At 60.8% G+C, this 17,887-nt stretch carries 15 protein-coding genes; 7 read left to right on the forward strand and 8 right to left on the reverse strand.

The genetic code is table 11. The annotated features are described in order from the left end of the window. Positions 1 to 4: 4 nt before the first annotated feature. Positions 5 to 1,078, reverse strand: a complete 1,074-nt coding sequence (locus GH769_RS16905; RefSeq protein ID WP_014719396.1) for an AI-2E family transporter — start codon at positions 1,076 to 1,078, stop codon at positions 5 to 7. Between the two features lie 55 nt (positions 1,079 to 1,133). Beyond that, positions 1,134 to 2,174 carry a DUF2066 domain-containing protein gene (locus tag GH769_RS16910; RefSeq protein WP_019820427.1) on the reverse strand — a complete coding sequence of 347 codons (1,041 nt, stop codon included), beginning with the start codon at positions 2,172 to 2,174 and terminating at the stop codon, positions 1,134 to 1,136. Positions 2,175 to 2,515: 341 nt separating this feature from the next. Between GH769_RS16910 and purM the strand changes: the two genes are divergently transcribed. The 7 genes from purM (at position 2,516) to GH769_RS16945 (ending at position 10,943) form a co-directional block, all read left to right on the forward strand. Further along, positions 2,516 to 3,574, forward strand: a complete 1,059-nt coding sequence (gene purM / locus GH769_RS16915) for a phosphoribosylformylglycinamidine cyclo-ligase (RefSeq protein ID WP_014719398.1) — start codon at positions 2,516 to 2,518, stop codon at positions 3,572 to 3,574. Further along, the gene (gene purN, locus GH769_RS16920; RefSeq protein WP_003193061.1) at positions 3,574 to 4,224 is read left to right on the forward strand and encodes a phosphoribosylglycinamide formyltransferase; all 651 of its coding nucleotides are present in this window, start codon (positions 3,574 to 3,576) and stop codon (positions 4,222 to 4,224) included. The genes purM and purN overlap by 1 nt, the downstream gene beginning before the upstream one ends. 8 nt (positions 4,225 to 4,232) lie before the next feature. After that, a complete protein-coding gene (locus GH769_RS16925; RefSeq protein ID WP_014719399.1) occupies positions 4,233 to 4,946 on the forward strand; it encodes a DUF3108 domain-containing protein in 714 nt (237 codons plus the stop codon). Positions 4,947 to 5,310: 364 nt separating this feature from the next. After that, positions 5,311 to 5,499 (forward strand): hypothetical protein, encoded by a 189-nt coding sequence (locus GH769_RS16930; protein ID WP_003193064.1) that lies wholly within the window; start codon positions 5,311 to 5,313, stop codon positions 5,497 to 5,499. A gap of 186 nt (positions 5,500 to 5,685) precedes the next feature. Further along, on the forward strand, positions 5,686 to 7,611 hold the full coding sequence (locus GH769_RS16935; protein WP_032903120.1) for an IucA/IucC family siderophore biosynthesis protein: 1,926 nt from the start codon (positions 5,686 to 5,688) through the stop codon (positions 7,609 to 7,611). Beyond that, on the forward strand, positions 7,601 to 8,830 hold the full coding sequence (locus GH769_RS16940) for an MFS transporter (protein ID WP_032903119.1): 1,230 nt from the start codon (positions 7,601 to 7,603) through the stop codon (positions 8,828 to 8,830). Before GH769_RS16935 ends, GH769_RS16940 begins: the two co-directional genes overlap by 11 nt. Next, positions 8,823 to 10,943, forward strand: a complete 2,121-nt coding sequence (locus GH769_RS16945; protein ID WP_153649867.1) for a TonB-dependent receptor — start codon at positions 8,823 to 8,825, stop codon at positions 10,941 to 10,943. Before GH769_RS16940 ends, GH769_RS16945 begins: the two co-directional genes overlap by 8 nt. 60 nt (positions 10,944 to 11,003) lie before the next feature. Here GH769_RS16945 and GH769_RS16950 read toward each other — a convergent pair whose 3' ends face one another. The 6 genes from GH769_RS16950 to GH769_RS16975 form a co-directional block, all read right to left on the reverse strand. Continuing rightward, positions 11,004 to 11,549 (reverse strand): DUF2058 domain-containing protein, encoded by a 546-nt coding sequence (locus tag GH769_RS16950; protein WP_014719402.1) that lies wholly within the window; start codon positions 11,547 to 11,549, stop codon positions 11,004 to 11,006. Positions 11,550 to 11,574: 25 nt separating this feature from the next. Continuing rightward, complete coding sequence (mazG, locus tag GH769_RS16955) at positions 11,575 to 12,408, reverse strand: nucleoside triphosphate pyrophosphohydrolase (protein ID WP_014719403.1); 834 nt, start codon at positions 12,406 to 12,408, stop codon at positions 11,575 to 11,577. A gap of 154 nt (positions 12,409 to 12,562) precedes the next feature. Further along, positions 12,563 to 14,806: a GTP diphosphokinase gene (gene relA, locus GH769_RS16960; protein ID WP_005790193.1), complete on the reverse strand. Its 2,244-nt coding sequence runs from the start codon at positions 14,804 to 14,806 to the stop codon at positions 12,563 to 12,565. A 120-nt stretch (positions 14,807 to 14,926) separates the two neighbouring features. Then, positions 14,927 to 16,279: a 23S rRNA (uracil(1939)-C(5))-methyltransferase RlmD gene (rlmD, locus tag GH769_RS16965; RefSeq protein WP_032903117.1), complete on the reverse strand. Its 1,353-nt coding sequence runs from the start codon at positions 16,277 to 16,279 to the stop codon at positions 14,927 to 14,929. Then, the gene (gene cysM / locus GH769_RS16970; RefSeq protein WP_003193080.1) at positions 16,279 to 17,181 is read right to left on the reverse strand and encodes a cysteine synthase CysM; all 903 of its coding nucleotides are present in this window, start codon (positions 17,179 to 17,181) and stop codon (positions 16,279 to 16,281) included. The genes rlmD and cysM overlap by 1 nt, the downstream gene beginning before the upstream one ends. A 105-nt stretch (positions 17,182 to 17,286) precedes the next feature. Continuing rightward, positions 17,287 to 17,886 (reverse strand): tRNA-uridine aminocarboxypropyltransferase, encoded by a 600-nt coding sequence (locus GH769_RS16975; RefSeq protein ID WP_032903116.1) that lies wholly within the window; start codon positions 17,884 to 17,886, stop codon positions 17,287 to 17,289. Between the last annotated feature and the right edge of the window lies 1 nt (position 17,887).

Consider the following 17,887-nt stretch of genomic DNA (forward strand, 5'->3'; position numbering starts at 1 on the left):
GCGATTACAACTCGGGCTCATCCACCCCGGTATACACGTCCGAATCCTTGTACAGGTCGTGCACATGGCGCACCAACACCATGATCACCGCCGCCACCGGCAGCGCCAACAGGATGCCGGTAAAGCCGAACAGCTCGCCACCCGCCAAAATCGCAAAGATCACTGCCACCGGGTGCAGGCCGATCCGATCGCCCACCAGCAGTGGCGTCAGCACCATGCCTTCCAAGGCCTGGCCCACCATGAACACTGCGACAATCCCCAGCATCGGGTACAGGTCGCCGCCGAACTGGAACAGCCCGGCCACCAGCGCCGCACCGATGCCGATCACAAAGCCCATGTACGGCACGATGGCAGCCAAGCCCGCGATCAAGCCGATCAACAGCCCCAGCTCCAGGCCGATCGCCATCAGGCCAGCAGCGTAAATCACCCCCAGGGCCAGCATCACCAGCAACTGGCCACGCACGAACGCACCCAATACCTCATGACACTCCGCTGCCAGGGAAACAACACGCTCTTCGCGGTCACGAGGCAGCAGACTGCGGATCTTGGCCATCATGATGTCCCAGTCTCGCAGCAGGTAGAACGCCACCACCGGGATCAGCACCAGGTTGGTCAACCAGCCGATCAGCGCCAGGCTCGACGCAGTCGCCTGGCTGAGCACCACCGTGACGATATCGGTGGTCTTGTCCATATGCTCGCTGATAGCTGCCTTGACCTTGTCGAACTTCCAGAAGCCATCGGCCAGCCCGAACTTGGACTGGGCCCACGGCATGGCCGTGTGCTGCAACCAGTCGAGCATCTGCGGCGCCAGCTCATAGAGGCGAAACAGCTGCTTGGCCAACATCGGCACCAATATCAACACCAGCGCCGTGATGATCAACGTGAACAGCGCAAACACCGTGATCACGCCCCAGGTGCGCGACATACCGACTTTTTCCAGGCGATCCACCACGGGATCGAACAGATAGGCGAGCAGTAGCGCCACCAGGAACGGCGTCAGGATCGAATGCAGCAAGAACACAAAACCGCACAGCAGGACAATCCCGCCAAGCCACACCCAACGACGCGTATCCGCCATAAACCACTCCATCTGTTTTTTACGCCCTTCTTCTATATAGAAGGAGGAACACTATTTACCAACGAAAACGCAGTTGCGCCTGGGGCTCAGGTGCAACAGCCGGTTGCGTGCCATCGATCACGGCTGGCTGGGCCGGGGCTTCGCCAGCAGGAATTTCCTGCAGCTTGGCCAGGATCAGTTGGGTGCGCAGTTGTTCGGCGCTGCCATTGACGCGATACACGATCCGGGTGCCATCCACTAACTGCGGCTGGCCGCCAAAGGGCTCCAGCAAACGGCCCAGGGCGGCGTAGCGCTCCAGGTTCATGCCTTGCACTTCAAGCAGTTGCTCACTGCTCACCCCAGGTTTGACCGCAAAGCGCGGCGCCAGCTTTTGGCTGACCGCCAGCAATACCGCGTCGGCAAGCGCGGCAGTGTCAGCGCCTTGAGCGGTACCCTCCTCAGCCTTGTCGCCCAGCCACAAGCGCCATTTTGCCTGCCACTGGCTACCCTCCTGACGCGCATGCACTGCCAGCAACGCATCGGCACCGTAACGCTCGGAGGCTGCGCGCAAAGGCGTGGCGTCCGGGCTTTCAAGGTTCGGCGCGGTGGCGACTACCTGTTCATCCAGGTCTCCCAGCGGCAAGCGCAGCGGCAGACCCCGGTGTTGCGCGGCCCGGCGCAGGGCCTGGGCAACGGCCTGGCCATCGCCGACCAGGCTGCTGCCTTCAGTTGAATCGTTCAGCCACCAACCCAGGATCGATGGCCGGTTGCTGCCCCAGATCGACAGGCCCGCATCCCGCAAGGCGCGGTCGGTGCTGACCGGGTCGAAGTCCACTTGCAGGCTTTCTGGCGGGCCGGCGTCGTAGCCGTACTGGCTGATGATTTGTTGCGGGTCTTTGCGGATCGCCGCCAGGCCAGGGCCATCGGCGGCCTTGGCGTCGCCGGTCAGGCGGATCACGAGGGTCTGCACAGCACGCTGGGTGGCTTGGTCGCGCTCTTGGGGCGACTGGCTGCTGACCGGTTCAAGTACTTGATAGAGGCCATTGAGGGTTTCGGCATGACTCGCCAGGCTGACCAACGACAAGCAGCCTACAAAGAAGAATTTACACAGACGCATGGAAGATTCCCGAACGACAAATTTAGCGGTTGGAACAGACCGCGTGATCTCGGTTTGGCAAGGCTGTGACACAGCGACCGGTAAAACATTCACAAGGTCCCGGTAAGTTTTCATACTGTCATAACGCTAGCGAGCTCAAGGCTATACCTTAATACGCACGATTACCGGCCCGATTTGCATTTTTTTGAACTCATATGCCCTGCCCGTCGGCCCGAGGATGGCCGCTGCCCCTCAAGCCTGATAAAATCGCGCGCCTTCGCAGACCGTCAACGGCAGGGCCCTTTCCAAAAGCCCCCGCCCGCCCGGTCGTTACCCAGAAATCCCCCCTAAAGGCCTGGATCATGAGCAAGCAACCCTCCCTGAGCTACAAGGACGCCGGTGTAGACATCGACGCCGGTGAAGCATTGGTCGAACGCATCAAGAGCGTCGCCAAGCGCACTGCGCGCCCTGAAGTCATGGGTGGCCTGGGCGGTTTTGGCGCCCTCTGCGAAATCCCGGCCGGCTACAAGCAGCCTGTACTGGTGTCCGGCACCGACGGCGTGGGCACCAAGCTGCGTCTGGCCCTGAACCTGAACAAGCACGACAGCATCGGCATCGATCTGGTCGCCATGTGCGTCAACGACCTGGTGGTGTGCGGCGCCGAGCCGCTGTTCTTTCTCGACTACTACGCCACCGGCAAGCTCAATGTCGAGACCGCGACCCAGGTCGTAACCGGCATCGGTGCTGGCTGCGAACTGTCGGGCTGCTCCCTGGTCGGCGGTGAAACCGCTGAAATGCCAGGCATGTACGAAGGCGAAGACTACGACCTGGCCGGCTTCTGCGTCGGCGTGGTGGAAAAAGCCGAGATCATCGACGGCTCCAAAGTAGCCGCTGGTGACGCCCTGCTCGCCCTGCCATCGTCCGGCCCGCACTCCAACGGCTACTCGCTGATCCGCAAGATCATCGAAGTGTCCGGCGCCGACATCGAGAACATCCAGCTCGACGGCAAGCCACTGACCGACCTGCTGATGGCGCCGACCCGCATCTACGTCAAGCCACTGCTCAAGCTGATCAAGGACACCGGCGCCGTCAAGGCCATGGCCCACATCACCGGTGGCGGCCTGCTGGACAACATCCCGCGCGTACTGCCAAAAGGCGCCCAGGCGATTGTCGACGTGGCCAGCTGGCAGCGCCCGGCTGTCTTCGATTGGCTGCAGGAAAAAGGCAACGTCAACGAAACCGAAATGCACCGCGTGCTCAACTGCGGCGTGGGCATGGTGATCTGCGTTGCGCAGGAACACGTTGAAACCGCACTGAACGTGCTGCGTGAAGCCGGCGAGCAACCTTGGGTGATTGGCCAGATCGCCACTGCTGCCGAAGGCGCAGCCCAGGTTGAACTGAAGAACCTCAAGGCTCACTGATGCCCCAGACCTGTGATGTCGTGGTGCTGCTTTCCGGCACCGGCAGTAACTTGCAGGCCCTGATCGACAGCACGCGCACCGGCGACAGCCCGGTGCGCATCGCTGCGGTGATTTCCAACCGCAGCGACGCCTACGGTCTGCAACGCGCCCGTGACGCGGGTATCGATACTCGCTCCCTGGATCACAAGGCGTTCGACGGTCGCGAGGCCTTCGACAGCGCCTTGATCGAACTGATCGACGCCTTCAACCCCAAACTCGTGGTCCTTGCCGGTTTCATGCGCATCCTCAGCGCAGATTTCGTCCGGCACTACGAAGGGCGCCTGCTCAATATCCACCCTTCCCTGCTGCCCAAGTACAAAGGCATGCACACCCACCAGCGCGCCCTCGACGCCGGCGACAGTGAGCATGGCTGCAGCGTGCATTTTGTGACCGAGGAACTCGATGGCGGGCCTCTGGTCGTACAGGCAGTGGTTCCGGTAGAGTCAGGCGACTCGGCGCAGACGCTTGCGCAACGGGTTCATACCCAGGAACACAGGATTTACCCGCTGGCTGTTCGCTGGTTTGCCGAAGGACGGTTGATTCTTGGCGACCAGGGTGCATTATTGGACGGCCAGTTACTCGCGGCCAGCGGCCACTTGATTCGAACCTAGGAGATTTTATGCGTCGCGCCCTGCTTTTCGCTTTTGCGCTGTTCGCTTTGCCTGCCGTACAAGCGGCAGACCTTCACCCCTTCTCCGTCAGCTACACCGCCGACTGGAAACAACTGCCCATGAGCGGTTCGGCTGAACGCAGCCTGAGCAAGAATGGCGACGGTACCTGGACCTTGAATTTCAAGGCCTCGATGATGATTGCCAGCTTGACCGAAACCAGCGTGATCCTGTTCGACAAGGACACCCTGCAACCCAAGAGCTACAGCTTCGAACGCGGCGGCCTGGGCAAGGCGAAGAAGATCAACCTGGACTTTGACCAGAGCGCTAAAAAAGTCACCGGCTTTGAAAACAAAGACCCGGTCAATGTCACTCTCGAAAGCGGCATGCTCGACAAGTCCACCTACCAGCTTGCTCTGCAACGCGATGTTGCCGCCGGCAAGAAGAGCATGAGCTACCGCGTGGTTGAGGGTACTGATACCGATACCTACGACTTCCGCGTGATCGGCTCGGAAAAGGTCCAGACCAAGGTCGGTTCGATCGACGCGATCAAGGTCGAGCGCGTGCGCGACCCGTCGCAGAGCAAGCGCATCACACAGATGTGGTTTGCCAAGGACCAGGGCGGCATCCTGGTTGCCCTGCGTCAGGTCGAGACTGACGGCAAGGAATACAACATCATGCTGCAGGATGGCACCGTTGACGGTAAGGCTGTCAAAGGCAGCTGATTGCTGATGCACCGGAAAAGAGCCTCGCTGAATGCGGGGCTTTTTTTTGCCTGGGATTTTTAGGGGACGCCACTCCCGCTATCGCATGCAAGCCAGCTCCCACAGTGGAATGCATTCCAAGGTGGGAGCTGGCTTGCCTGCGATAGCGGTGCCGAGGTCAACCTAGCCGACCTGAACATGAAACTTTTGTCATAAAGCCGCTGCGCTGGCGACGCAATGCCTTGGTTTACAAGGCCTGCAGCATTGTTGCGTTCCCCGCAATGAATTATTGCGCGCAAAATCAGTTTACTTAGCAAGCTAACAAATCATATAACAGAGGCCTGCGACGACTTGCCGCAGATCAACCAGAGATTGGAGCAAGCAGATGACTGTAAAAGTAACTGAACGCGACGATGAACATATGTCCCATGAAGCAGTAGGCCACGGGATTCACATCTGGGATGTCCATCAGCAAGACGTATTGGTCGGCATGTTTCACAACGAGAGCGACGCCCACAACTATAAAAACGAGCTCGAAACTCTCGAACTGCAACGCCAGGCAAAAAGCTCCTGAAGCTCTGAAATCATGTGGACGCCCGGCCCACGCAGCCGGGCCGTTTACGAGAAACCGCGCCTTTGGAGCGCGGTTTTTTTGTCAATAATCGCCATAAATTAATGTAACAAAAACACACACAAATAATGATTCTCGATATCATTCGTTCGCTTTTCATTCAGGCTCACGAATCAGGGAATCAATTAGATGCATGGAAATAGCAGCAAGCCAGAAAACGCGTTACTGGAACGCTGGAGCGAAGCACTTGCCACTGCGCAATTTCAGGCCAGCCACGTCAGCCTCCAAGCCCTGATCAATACGCTGGCACCCGCCGCCGAACGTAGCTTCCAACGCCTGATCCAAGCTTTGTTTCGTGAAAGCCTGCTGGCCCCCAGCACCCTCCTTTATGACGAACAGGGGCATTGCTCGCTGACACTACCTTGCCAAGCCCGACTACGTTTCGAACATTTGCGTCCTGGCCGCATGGCAAGCTGGGACCTGCGCGGCGAAGTCATCCTGTTGCGCGAAGGCCAGCCCGAACAGAAAATCCAATTCCCCTCACAATTGTTGACGTTACTTAACGCCAGCCTTGAGTCGCCTGCTGACCGGGAAGTGCTCAACCGCCTCAACGTCGAGATCGACGACAGCTTCATCAACGACACCTTGTGCCTGGCCTTCCATGAGCAATGGACGCTCAAGCTGCATGCGTCCATGGACCCGGTGTATCAAGACAATCTCCTCAGTCATCTCAAGAACAGCCCGAGCGTTATCAACCCGACTTCCGTGCTTGAACAGTGGGGAACACTGGGTCACCCATGGCACCCCAACTACAAGACCAAGCTAGGCCTGAATACCGAGCAAGTCATCGACTACTCGCCGGAATTCGAAGCACGCTTTCCGGTATTGCTGTGCGCGCTGCATCGCCAATTTGCCCATGTCGAAAAGTTGGCCGGTACCGCCGATTACTGGCAGTGGTGGAGCGAGCACTTCCCGCAAGCGGCACAGCAATTGACCGCAGTCCTGCAAGCACAAGGCCTTCAGGCAGGCGATTATCTGCCATTGCCCGCCCACCCTTGGCAGGCACGCCAGGAACTGCCCCAACTGTTCGCCAACGAAATCGGCGACAAACTGCTGGTGCTGACCGATATCGTCGCGTTTACCGCCCACCCCACCATGTCATTCAGAACCGTATTGCCTGAAGGGCGTTGCGATGCGCCTATGGTCAAATTGCCCGTGTCGCTGCGACTGACCAGCGTGCAGCGCACCGTCTCACCGCGCTCGGCGCGCATGGGCCCACGGATCAGCCATTTGCTGCTGGCCATTCTGGAGCGCGAGCCTGCGATTCAGAAAATCCTCAGCATCGTTCCCGAGCGTATCGGTGTGCATTTCAAGCCACAGCCGGCCAATGACGAGCACTCCCGCCACCTGGCGGTGCTCTATCGCGACAATCCCCATAGCCAGCTCCAGCCCGGGGAAATGGCCGTGCCGGTGGGCAGCCTGTTTGCCATTGATCAACACGGCCAGCCGCTGCTGCGCCAATGGGTGCGCCTGAGCCAAGGCAAGGATGACGCGGCGGCCATGCTCGCCTTCTTCCATGAGTACGCGGCGATCAGTGTGCCGGCGCTGCTGGGCATGTATTTGCGCTACGGCGTTGCATTCGAGGCCCATCAGCAGAACTCCTTTATGGTCATGGCCGCAGACCGGCAATTGAGCCGCCTGCTGTTACGCGATTTCGGCGATATCCGTATCGACCGCAAAACCTTGCACGCCCACGGCCTGGACATTGAACTGCACGACCCGAAGATGACGCTGTACGACGACGCAGGTTTCGTAAGGGACAAGCTGCTGCACACCGTATTCATGTGCCATCTGGGCGAGCTCATCCTGCTTGCCGCGCGCCACTTCGACATCCCCCAGGCGCTGCTCTGGAATGAACTGTCGGCTCAGGTCAGCCAGTGTTTTGACGACCTGCGCTCGCAGGTTGATCCGCAGCGCTGGGCCACCGAGCGCGAAGCACTGCTGGAGCACGCGTGGCCGGCCAAGTCGTTCATGCGCATGCGTCTGCTGGAGAGTCATGCCGATATCGTCGGGCGCCTGCCCAACCCGTTGAGCGCGGCCGCCAATGCCGACTAACAACACCGCGCTGCGGCTGCTGGTGGTGATTCAGTTGGTGTCGATGGGGGCGATGGAAATGAGCGGCCCGTTCTGGCCGCTGCAAATCCAGAAGCTGTTGGGCGTTGCCAATGCTCAGTACACCGGCCTGCTGTCTTCGCTGGTGTATGCCGGGCCGATGATGGCAGCGATGATCCTCACGCCCATGTGGGGGAAGCTGGGCGACCGTACCGGCCATAAGCCCATGATCATCCGCGCGTTGCTGGCACTGGCGGTGTGTCAGGCGCTGGCTGCGATAACGCCTGATCCGTGGTGGCTGGTGGTCATCCGCGTGGTGCAAGGTGCGTTGGCCGGCTTCATTGCAGCTGCCCAAGCCTACGCACTGGCCTGCTGCGGCGACGGCGGACGGGGTCACATTCTTGCCAGGCTGCAATCAGCCACTGCCGTAGGCTCCCTGGCCGGGCCGGTATTGGGCGGCTGGCTCATGGACATATCCGGTTTCGCATTGCTGTGCTACAGCGCCACCGCCGTCTGCCTGTTGTGCGCGATAATCAGCGCGTTCTTGCCCAGCGACTCACCACGATCCAGACCTGCCCGCCCATCGAAGCCTGTCGCACTGCCCAAAGGCTGGCTTGGCGCGATGTTGGGGATCATCGTACTGATCCAGGCAGCCAGGATGATGCCGCAACCGTTTTACGCTTTATATGTTGCCGAGGTTTTGCAGGCGCCCGCGTGGCTGATCGGCGCCAGCTATGGCGCCAGCGCCTTGACCCTGGCACTGTCTGCGCCGTTATGGGGCCGCCTGTTCGATCGACATCAGCCAGCACATACGCTGCGCATCATCGAATGGGTCACCTGGGCCTGCGCCCTCACGCTGGCCTGCACGGCGCTGGCCAGTGAATGGTTGGGGTTCATCGCCAGCCGGTTGCTGTGGGGCGTGTGGCAGGGAGCTTTGCTGCCCGTGGCCTACACGCTGATCGCCAATACCGTCGCGTCCAGCCAGCAGGGTTTTGCCCTGGGCATGGGTAACAGCGCCGCCAAAGCAGGTGCGCTGTGCGGCGCCTTGATAGGCGGTATCGGCATGGGGTGGGTGGGCCTGGCGCACAGCTTCTGGCTGGTCGCACTGACCTATGCATTGGCCGCAGTGAGTATCCGCGCGATCCGTTCATATACGCGAGCGCCTGAGACACCCGATTTTTCTGTCAATACTTCTAATAACTCTGAGACAAACCATGAATAAATCGCAATTGGCCGTTCTGCTGCCGCTTCTCGGCTCGATGAGTGCGCCCGCCTGGGCCGATCAGACAGAACAGACACAGGCAGCCCCGACCAGCCTGCAATTACAGGCAACAGTCGTATCGGCCACGCGCAGCGAAACCAGCATTGCGCAGATTCCAGGCTCAGTGCAGGTGATCAATGAAGCGCAAATCCGCCAGCAGACCGGGGCAGGACGTCGGGTCGCCGATATCCTCGGCCAACTGGTGCCTGGCATTGCCCCTTCCAGCGGCGGCATGAGCAACTTCGGCCAGACGCTTCGCGGGCGTAATACCCTGATCCTGATCGATGGGGTTTCACAAAACGCCACGCGCGATAACTTCCGCCAGCTCAACAGCGTGGCACCGGAAAGCATCGAGCGTATCGAAGTGATCTCCGGTGCCAGCAGTGTCTACGGCGCAGGCGCATCGGGCGGCATCATCAACATCATCACCAAACGCAACCAAGGTGAAGACCTGGCGTTCAGCAGCAAGATCGGCATGACCGCCGGTAACAACCTCAGCCACAAGGGGTTCGCTTACCAGGCGTTCCAAAGCGCCACCGGGCGCAAGGGCCCGGTGGACTGGTACCTCTCGGGCAACACCGTGCAGCGCAACGATCAGTTCGACGGTAATGGCAAGCGCATTCCCCAGGACACGTCCCAGGGCAGCAACATGGACACCGATACCTACGACCTGCAAGGTCGCTTCGGCTATGAGCTTGATGACGACAAGAAGATCAGCCTGTCGCTGCAAGACTACAAGGACGAACAAGACACCCGCTACACCAAGAACCCCCGCATCACCAGCAACGCAGTCGCCGTAAAAGGCCTGGACCTGGGCGACCAGCCCTACACCCACAACCAGGCGGTCAACCTCAACTACGCCGACAAGGATTTCTACGGCCAGGGCCTGCAGATCGAAAGCTACTGGCGGCGGGCCGACGCCCTGTTCTTTCCAGACCTGTCCCGAGGCCGGGCAGGCGTGTCAGATAACAACAGCGTGCAGGACGTCTACGGCCTGCGTGCGGCGATCGAGACCCAGATGCCGGACATCGGCCCGGCAACGGGCAACCTGGTATGGGGCGCGGACTACGACCATGAAACCTCACGCCAGCGTGGCGACCAATACCGGGTCAATGGCCTGACCTACACGAAAACCGGTACCACGTTCGAACTGGGTCCAGATATCGAGACCACCACCAAAGCCATCTTTGGCCAGCTCTCCTACGACATCGACAACTGGACCTTGCGCGGTGGCGTACGTCGCGAATGGATTGAGAGTAAAGTCTCCGACAGCATCGCGTATGGCGAAATCGTCCAGACCGGCAACCGCGCGACACTGCCCGGTGGCACGCTCAAATACGATGACACGCTGTATAACCTCGGTGCGGTGTACCACCTGACCGACAACCAGGATGTGTTCGTCAACTTCAGCCAGGGCTTTTCCCTACCGGATATCCAGCGCTTCCTGCGTGACGTGAACAGCAAATACGATATCCAGGACCTCAATGCCCAGGCCTTGAAAGTCGATAGTTACGAGCTGGGCTGGCGTGGCGACTGGGACAAGTGGCAGGCCAGTGTCACCGCGTACGAAAACACCTCGGATGTCACACAGTTCTATGATGCCAATGATCGTGTGCTGCGCCTGATCAATCAGAAAGAACGCGTACGTGGCGTCGAAACCGGCCTGACCTATAACATCAGCGACCAATGGTCCGTCGGCGGTACTTACGCTTACGCCAAAGGCGAGACCCAGCAGAACGGCAAGTGGATCGACCTGCCTGCCACCCGCATCTCCCCCGCCAAGACCACAGCCTTTGTCGGCTATGAGCGTGACGACTACAGCCTGCGCTTGCAGGGTATGCGCCTGGCCAATTATGACGCGGCGGCCAAAGACAACAACGGCCGCGATATCCAGGGCTACACCCTGGTCGACTTGCTGGGCTCGGTAAGGCTACCGGTAGGCCGCCTCGAAGGTGCGGTGTACAACCTCACGAACCGCACCTACCAGAACATGTTCGCCCAGGCCAACGCCCGCGCACCGTACCCGAATGCCGAAGGTCGTACCTTCAGCCTGAGTTACGCAGTGGATTGGTAACAGGCTGCACGCTTAAAACACAAACCCCGCCGTTTGGCGGGGTTTGTCGTTTCTAGCGGCTTACCACATCAGATCATCAGGGATCTGGTAAGCGGCGTACGGATCGTCTTCATCCGGCACCTGGCTTTCGGTGAGGATGTTGAGCTGCACGATACGCTCCGGAGCACGCTCCTGGATTTTGAGCGCCGCTTCGCGCGGGATCACCTCGTAGCCGCCACCGTGGTGCACGATCGCCAGGGAGCCGTTGCTCAGCTTGTTGCGCATCAGCGTGTTGACCGACAGGCGCTTGACCTTCTTGTCATCGACGAAGTTGTAGTAGTCCTCGGTGGTCAGCTTGGGCAGGCGCGAGGTCTCGATCAGTTGCTTGACCTGGGCGGTACGCGCCTTGGCCTCGGCTTTTTCCTGCTGCTGACGGTTCAGCTCCTGGTCACGCTTGACCTTCTCGGCGTGTGCCTCAGCGGCCAGGCGCGCCTGAGTATCATCGACTTCGGCCTGGCCCTTGTGGACCAGGCGCTGCTGTTTCTGCTTCTCTTTGCCGACCTGTTTGGCCTGCTTTTGGTTGACCAGACCTGCTTTGAGCAACTGGTCGCGAAGGGAAAGGCTCATGGTGCTTACTCACTTAGGCAGCTGCTCAACCGCAGCTGGACACATTCTTTTCCTGGCGTTTGGCTTCGCCCCACAGGGCGTCCAACTCTTCGAGGGTGCAATCTTCTATGGGTTGGTGCGTATCGCGCAATGCCTGTTCGATAAATCGGAAACGTCGTTCGAACTTGGCATTGGCACCGCGCAAGGCGGTTTCCGGGTCGACCTTGAGGTGACGGGCCAGGTTGACCGCGGCAAACAGCAGGTCGCCGACTTCATCGGCGATGGCTGCCGAGTCGTTATCGGCCATGGCTTCGAGCACTTCGTCCAACTCTTCGCGCACGTTATCCACCACCGGCAACGCGGACGGCCAGTCGAAACCGACCTGGCTGGCGCGCTTTTGTAATTTGGCGGCACGGGATAACGACGGTAAGGCGGTGGGCACATCATCGAGCAGGGAGAGTTGCTCGGGAGCGTCGGACTTTTCTGCGCGCTCCTCAGCTTTGATCTGCTCCCAGCGTTCCTTGACCTGTTCTTCGCTCAACTGCGGGATATCCAGCGGTGCGTACAGGTCGCCGGTTGGGAACACGTGAGGATGCCGGCGAATCAACTTACGGGTGATGCCGTCGATCACGCCGGCAAATTCGAAGCGCCCTTCTTCCCGCGCCAGTTGGCTGTAATACACCACTTGGAACAGCAGGTCGCCCAACTCACCTTGCAGGTGATCGAAATCGCCGCGCTCGATGGCGTCGGCCACTTCATAGGCCTCCTCCAGCGTGTGCGGGACGATGGTCGCGTAGGTTTGCTTGATGTCCCACGGGCAGCCGTATTGCGGGTCGCGCAGACGGCTCATCAGGTGCAGCAGGTCTTCGAGTGAATACATCGTATCTCTTTCCGCTGAAAATCCAATGTGGGAGCTGGCTTGCCTGCGATGCTCGCGACTCGGTGCTTCAGTTAAACCGAGGTGATGCTATCGCAGGCAAGCCAGCTCCCACATGAAGCAGCTAACACAATTCAGTTCGCGCCCATCCAGCTATTCATGGGGTGCGGTTGCGCCGGGTTTCGATGATGTTCGGCAACTGGGAAATCCGCCCCAGCAACCGTCCCAGTGCGTCCAACCCCGGAATCTCGATGGTCAGGGACATCAACGCAGTGTTGTCTTCCTTGTTCGAACGGGTGTTGACCGCCAGCACGTTGATCCGCTCGTTGAGCAGCACTTGCGAGACGTCACGCAGCAAGCCGGAACGGTCGTAGGCACGGATGATAATGTCCACCGGATACGTGAGCACCGGCACCGGCCCCCAGCTGACCTGGATGATCCGCTCCGGTTCGCGCCCGCCCAGCTGCAGCACCGAGGCGCAGTCCTGGCGGTGAATGCTTACGCCACGGCCCTGGGTGATGTAGCCGACAATGGCGTCGCCCGGCAACGGCTGGCAGCAGCCGGCCATTTGCGTCATCAGGTTGCCCACGCCCTGGATCTGGATATCGCCACGCTTGCCCGGCTTGTAGCCAGTGGCTTTGCGCGGGATCAGCTCCAGCTGTTCGTTGCCGCGCTCAGGCTCGACCAGTTGCTGGGCCAGGTTGACCAGTTGCGCCAGGCGCAGGTCGCCCGCGCCGAGGGCGGCAAACATGTCTTCGGCGATCTTCATGTTGGCCTTTTCGGCCAGCTTGTCGAAGTCCACCTGAGGCAGGCCCAGGCGCGCCAGTTCGCGTTCAAGCAAGGTCTTGCCGGCGGCGACGTTCTGGTCACGCGCCTGTAGCTTGAACCAGTGGACGATCTTCGCCCGCGCCCGCGAAGTGGTGATGTAACCCAGGTTCGGGTTCAGCCAGTCGCGGCTCGGCGTACCGTGCTTGCTGGTGATGATCTCGACCTGTTCACCGGTTTGCAGGCTGTAGTTGAGCGGCACGATGCGCCCGTTGATCTTGGCACCGCGGCAGTTATGCCCGATTTCGGTGTGCACGCGGTAGGCAAAGTCCAGCGGCGTGGCGCCCTTGGGCAAGTCGATGGCGTGGCCGTCAGGCGTGAAGATATAGACCCGGTCCGGCTCGATATCCACCCGCAGTTGCTCGGCCAGGCCGCCGATATCGCCGAGTTCTTCGTGCCATTCCAGCACTTGGCGCAGCCAGGAGATCTTCTCTTCGTACTGGTTGGACCCGGCCTTGACGTCGGTGCCCTTGTAGCGCCAGTGCGCGCACACCCCCAGCTCGGCCTCTTCGTGCATGGCGTGGGTGCGGATCTGCACTTCCAGCACCTTGCCTTCAGGGCCGATCACGGCGGTGTGCAGCGAGCGGTAGCCGTTTTCCTTGGGGTTGGCGATATAGTCGTCAAATTCCTTGGGGATGTGGCGCCACAGGGTGTGGACGATACCCAGCGCGGTGTAGCAGTCGCGCATTTCCGGCACCAGCACGCGCACCGCACGCACGTCGTAGATCTGGCTGAAGGCCAGGCCCTTGCGCTGCATTTTGCGCCAGATGGAATAGATGTGCTTGGCGCGGCCGCTGATGTCCGCGTCCACGCCGGTGGCCTGCAGCTCCGAACGCAACTGGCCCATCACGTCGCTGATAAAGCGCTCGCGGTCCAGGCGCCGCTCATGCAGCAGCGTGGCGATCTGTTTGTACTGGTCAGGTTCCAGGTAGCGGAAGGACAAATCCTCCAGCTCCCACTTGATATGGCCGATGCCCAGGCGATGGGCCAGCGGCGCGTAGATGTCGAAGACTTCGCGGGCCACACGGTTGCGCTTTTCGTCATCGGCGGTCTTCACCGCACGGATCGCGCAGGTACGCTCGGCCAGCTTGATCAGGGCGACGCGTACGTCGTCGACCATCGCTACCAGCATTTTGCGCAGGTTCTCTACCTGGCCCTGGGTGCCCAGCACCATCGACTGCCGCGGGCTGAGGCTGGCGCTAATGGCCGCCATGCGCAGCACGCCGTCGATCAGCTTGGCCACCACCGAACCGAAACGCTGGCCAACGGTGGCCAACGGAATATGCCCTTCGCGTACGCCGCGATAGAGCACGGCGGCGATCAGCGAATCCTGGTCCAGCTTGAGATCGGCCAGGATCTCGGCGATTTCCAGGCCAGTGCGAAAACTTGAAGTGCCTTCGGCCCACAGGTTCTTGGCCGCATTGTCTTGCTGTTCAGACTCACGAGCGAACTCGCAGGCTGCTTTCAAGGCTTCACGGTCCAGTGCCGGGTCGACACTGACGGCATGATCCAGCCATGCCTCGAGATTGATACTGCCGTCGGTGTTGATCGGCTGGTGTGCTCTCACCTGTACCATCTTGCTTACCTTCCCTACGACGCACCTTCGATGCGCCAAAATCATCGCCGACTTTACTGCGAGCTCCGTGGCAGTGTTCAGGCCCTGGAGAACGCAGGCCAGTCGGATTAAACGGGCATCCTAGCCCGCTTCAAATAACGCCATGGCCTCGACATGCGCGGTCTGCGGAAACATGTCGAGGATCCCGGCACGCTTTAGCCGGTAGCCTTGCTTGACCAACTCAACCGTGTCCCGCGCCAGCGTGGCTGGGTTGCAGGACACATACACCAGGCGCTTGGCCCCCAAGGCGGCGAGTTTGCGCACAACCTCCAGGGCACCATCGCGGGGTGGGTCCAAGAGTACCGCAGAAAAGCCCTGTTTGGCCCATTCTGCGTCGGTCAAAGGCTGGGACAAATCGGCCTGAAAAAACTGTGCGTTATGCAAATGGTTGCTGACGGCATTGAGGGCCGCACGGTCCACCATGGCCTGTACGCCCTCCACCGCCACCACTTCGCGTACGTGGCGAGCCAGTGGCAGGGCGAAATTGCCCAGGCCGCAAAACAGGTCCAGTACCCGTTCGTCGGCTTGTGGCGCCAGCCATTGCAGGGCTTGGGCGACCATCGCCTGGTTGACCCCGGCGTTGACCTGCACAAAGTCGCCCGGACGGTACGCCAGCTCCAGATCCCACGCCTCCAAACGGAAGCCCAGGGCCTGACCCGGCTCGACGGGCTCCGGCTGCCCTTCCCCGTGCAGCCACAATTGGGCGTCATGGAAGGTGCAGAATTCCTTGAGGATCTGCAGGTCAGCCTCGGACAACGGCGCCATATGCCGCAGCAACACGGCGATGGACGAACCGCTGAACAACTCGACATGCCCCAATCCCTGCGGTTTGCTCAAGCGACGCAGCATCGCTGGCAAACGCTGCATGATCGGTTGCAAGGCCTGTACCAGCACCGGGCAATCATCGATAGCGACGATGTCTTGGCTGGCCACAGCGCGAAAACCCACTTCGAGTTGCTTCGCCTTGGCGTCCCAACGCACGGCTACGCGGGCGCGGCGCCGATAACCGAACTCCGGCCCGCTCAACGGCGCGGCCCACTCTTGCGGTTCGACACCTGCCACCCGCGACAGTTGCTCGGCGAGCATGCGCTGTTTCAGGGCAAGTTGCTGGTCATGAGGCAGATGCTGCACGCTGCAGCCGCCACAGCGGCCAACATGAGCGCAGGGCGCAGGGCGCCGCAGCTCACTCGCCTGGAACACCCGCTCGGTGCGCGCCTCGACCACTTTGCCATGGGCGCCCAACACCCGTGCTTCCACCTCTTCGCCGGCCAACGCACCATTCACAAACCAGGTGCGGCCTTCAAAGAACGCGATGCCCCGGCCGTCATTGGCCAGGCGCTCGATGGTCAGGCGCTGTTTCTTGCCCACGGGTATCTGTGGGGCCCGGCTGCCGCCCGTTGGCTGGAAGCGCAAGCCTCTCTCGTGCTTGGCCATCAGTTGGGTTCGTCGAAAATGCCGGTCGACAGGTAACGGTCGCCTCGGTCACAGATGATCGCGACGATCACCGCGTTTTCCACTTCTTTGGACAAGCGCAACATACCGGCCACGGCGCCACCGGAGGACACGCCGCAGAAGATGCCTTCTTCACGGGCCAGGCGGCGCGTGGTGTCTTCGGCTTCGCGCTGGGCCATGTCGATGATGCGGTCTACCCGCGTGGCGTTGTAGATCTTCGGCAAATATTCTTCGGGCCAACGACGAATACCCGGGATGGCCGCGCCTTCCATCGGTTGCAGGCCGACGATCTGAATCGCTGGGTTCTGCTCCTTGAGGTAGCGCGAGTTGCCCATGATGGTACCGGTGGTGCCCATGGAGCTGACGAAGTGGGTGATGGTGCCCTGGGTCTGGCGCCAGATCTCCGGGCCGGTGCTGGTGTAGTGCGCCTCGGGGTTGTCGCCGTTGGCGAACTGATCGAGCACCACGCCACGGCCTTCGGCGGCCATGCGCTCGGCAAGATCGCGGGCGCCTTCCATGCCTTCTTCCTGAGTCACCAGGATCAGTTGGGCACCATAGGCGGTCATCGCCGCCTTGCGCTCGGCACTGCCGTTGTCGGGCATGATCAGCACCATCTTGTAACCCTTGATCGCTGCGGCCATGGCCAGGGCGATCCCGGTGTTACCGGAGGTGGCTTCGATCAGGGTGTCGCCGGGTTTGATCTGCCCACGCAACTCGGCGCGGGCGATCATCGACAGTGCCGGGCGGTCTTTGACAGAGCCGGCCGGGTTGTTGCCCTCGAGTTTGAGCAACAGGGTATTGCTGGTTTCACCCGCCATGCGTTGCAAGCGGACCAGGGGCGTGTTGCCGACACAATCGGCGATTGTTGGGTACTGCAAGGTCATGGCGTATTCGCAATCCAGACTGCGGGGCGCACATCATACCGGGAAAGGCCGGCGGGCCATATCACGCAAAGTGTGGTGCTTATGGCTTAAAGGCATAAGCCGGGTTTATGTCGGGTCGCCATGGTTGCGCTGGAATACTTCATCGCCCATCGCAACAATCTGCCCTTCGATCAGCGCTTCAAAGGGTTTGAGCAGTGGCTCAAACGACGTCGGCGCTTCCAATACCTGCAACGCTTGCGTGATCGCTTCGACCGTCGACAAGGCGCCAGGCCCCGGCGCCTTGCGCAAGCGATAGCGGGAAACGCCGCCTTCGGCCAATGTCACCCGGGGCAACGCCGCCAGCAAGGGGTTGAGGTGCAGCAGTTTGCGCGCCTTGCGCCAGGTGCCATCGGGAACCACCAGCAGCAGTGGCTGATCGTCAGGTGCGTAGGCGTGCAGCGGCTCGGCTTCATCCGCCGGAAACAACAGGCGTGCCCGATAGCCAGGCGGGTTCAATAGCGTCGCCAGGTCATCAAACACCTCCCCCACCACCAACTGCGCGTTGTTCAGGCCCAACGCCGCCAGCCGCGCAGTATTGAGCGCATGGCCGACCTCGCTCGGGTGCTGCAACACCAACACGCGGGTGCGGCTGTCGAGGTGGGGGATCAGCGCACACAGGCAGTGCGTGGTCGGGCGCAGGCAGCGCGGGCAATGGGGTCGGGACATG

The sequence above is a fragment of the Pseudomonas sp. CFSAN084952 genome (assembly GCF_009648855.1).
In the GTDB taxonomy this organism is placed as follows: Bacteria; Pseudomonadota; Gammaproteobacteria; order Pseudomonadales; family Pseudomonadaceae; genus Aquipseudomonas; species Aquipseudomonas paracarnis.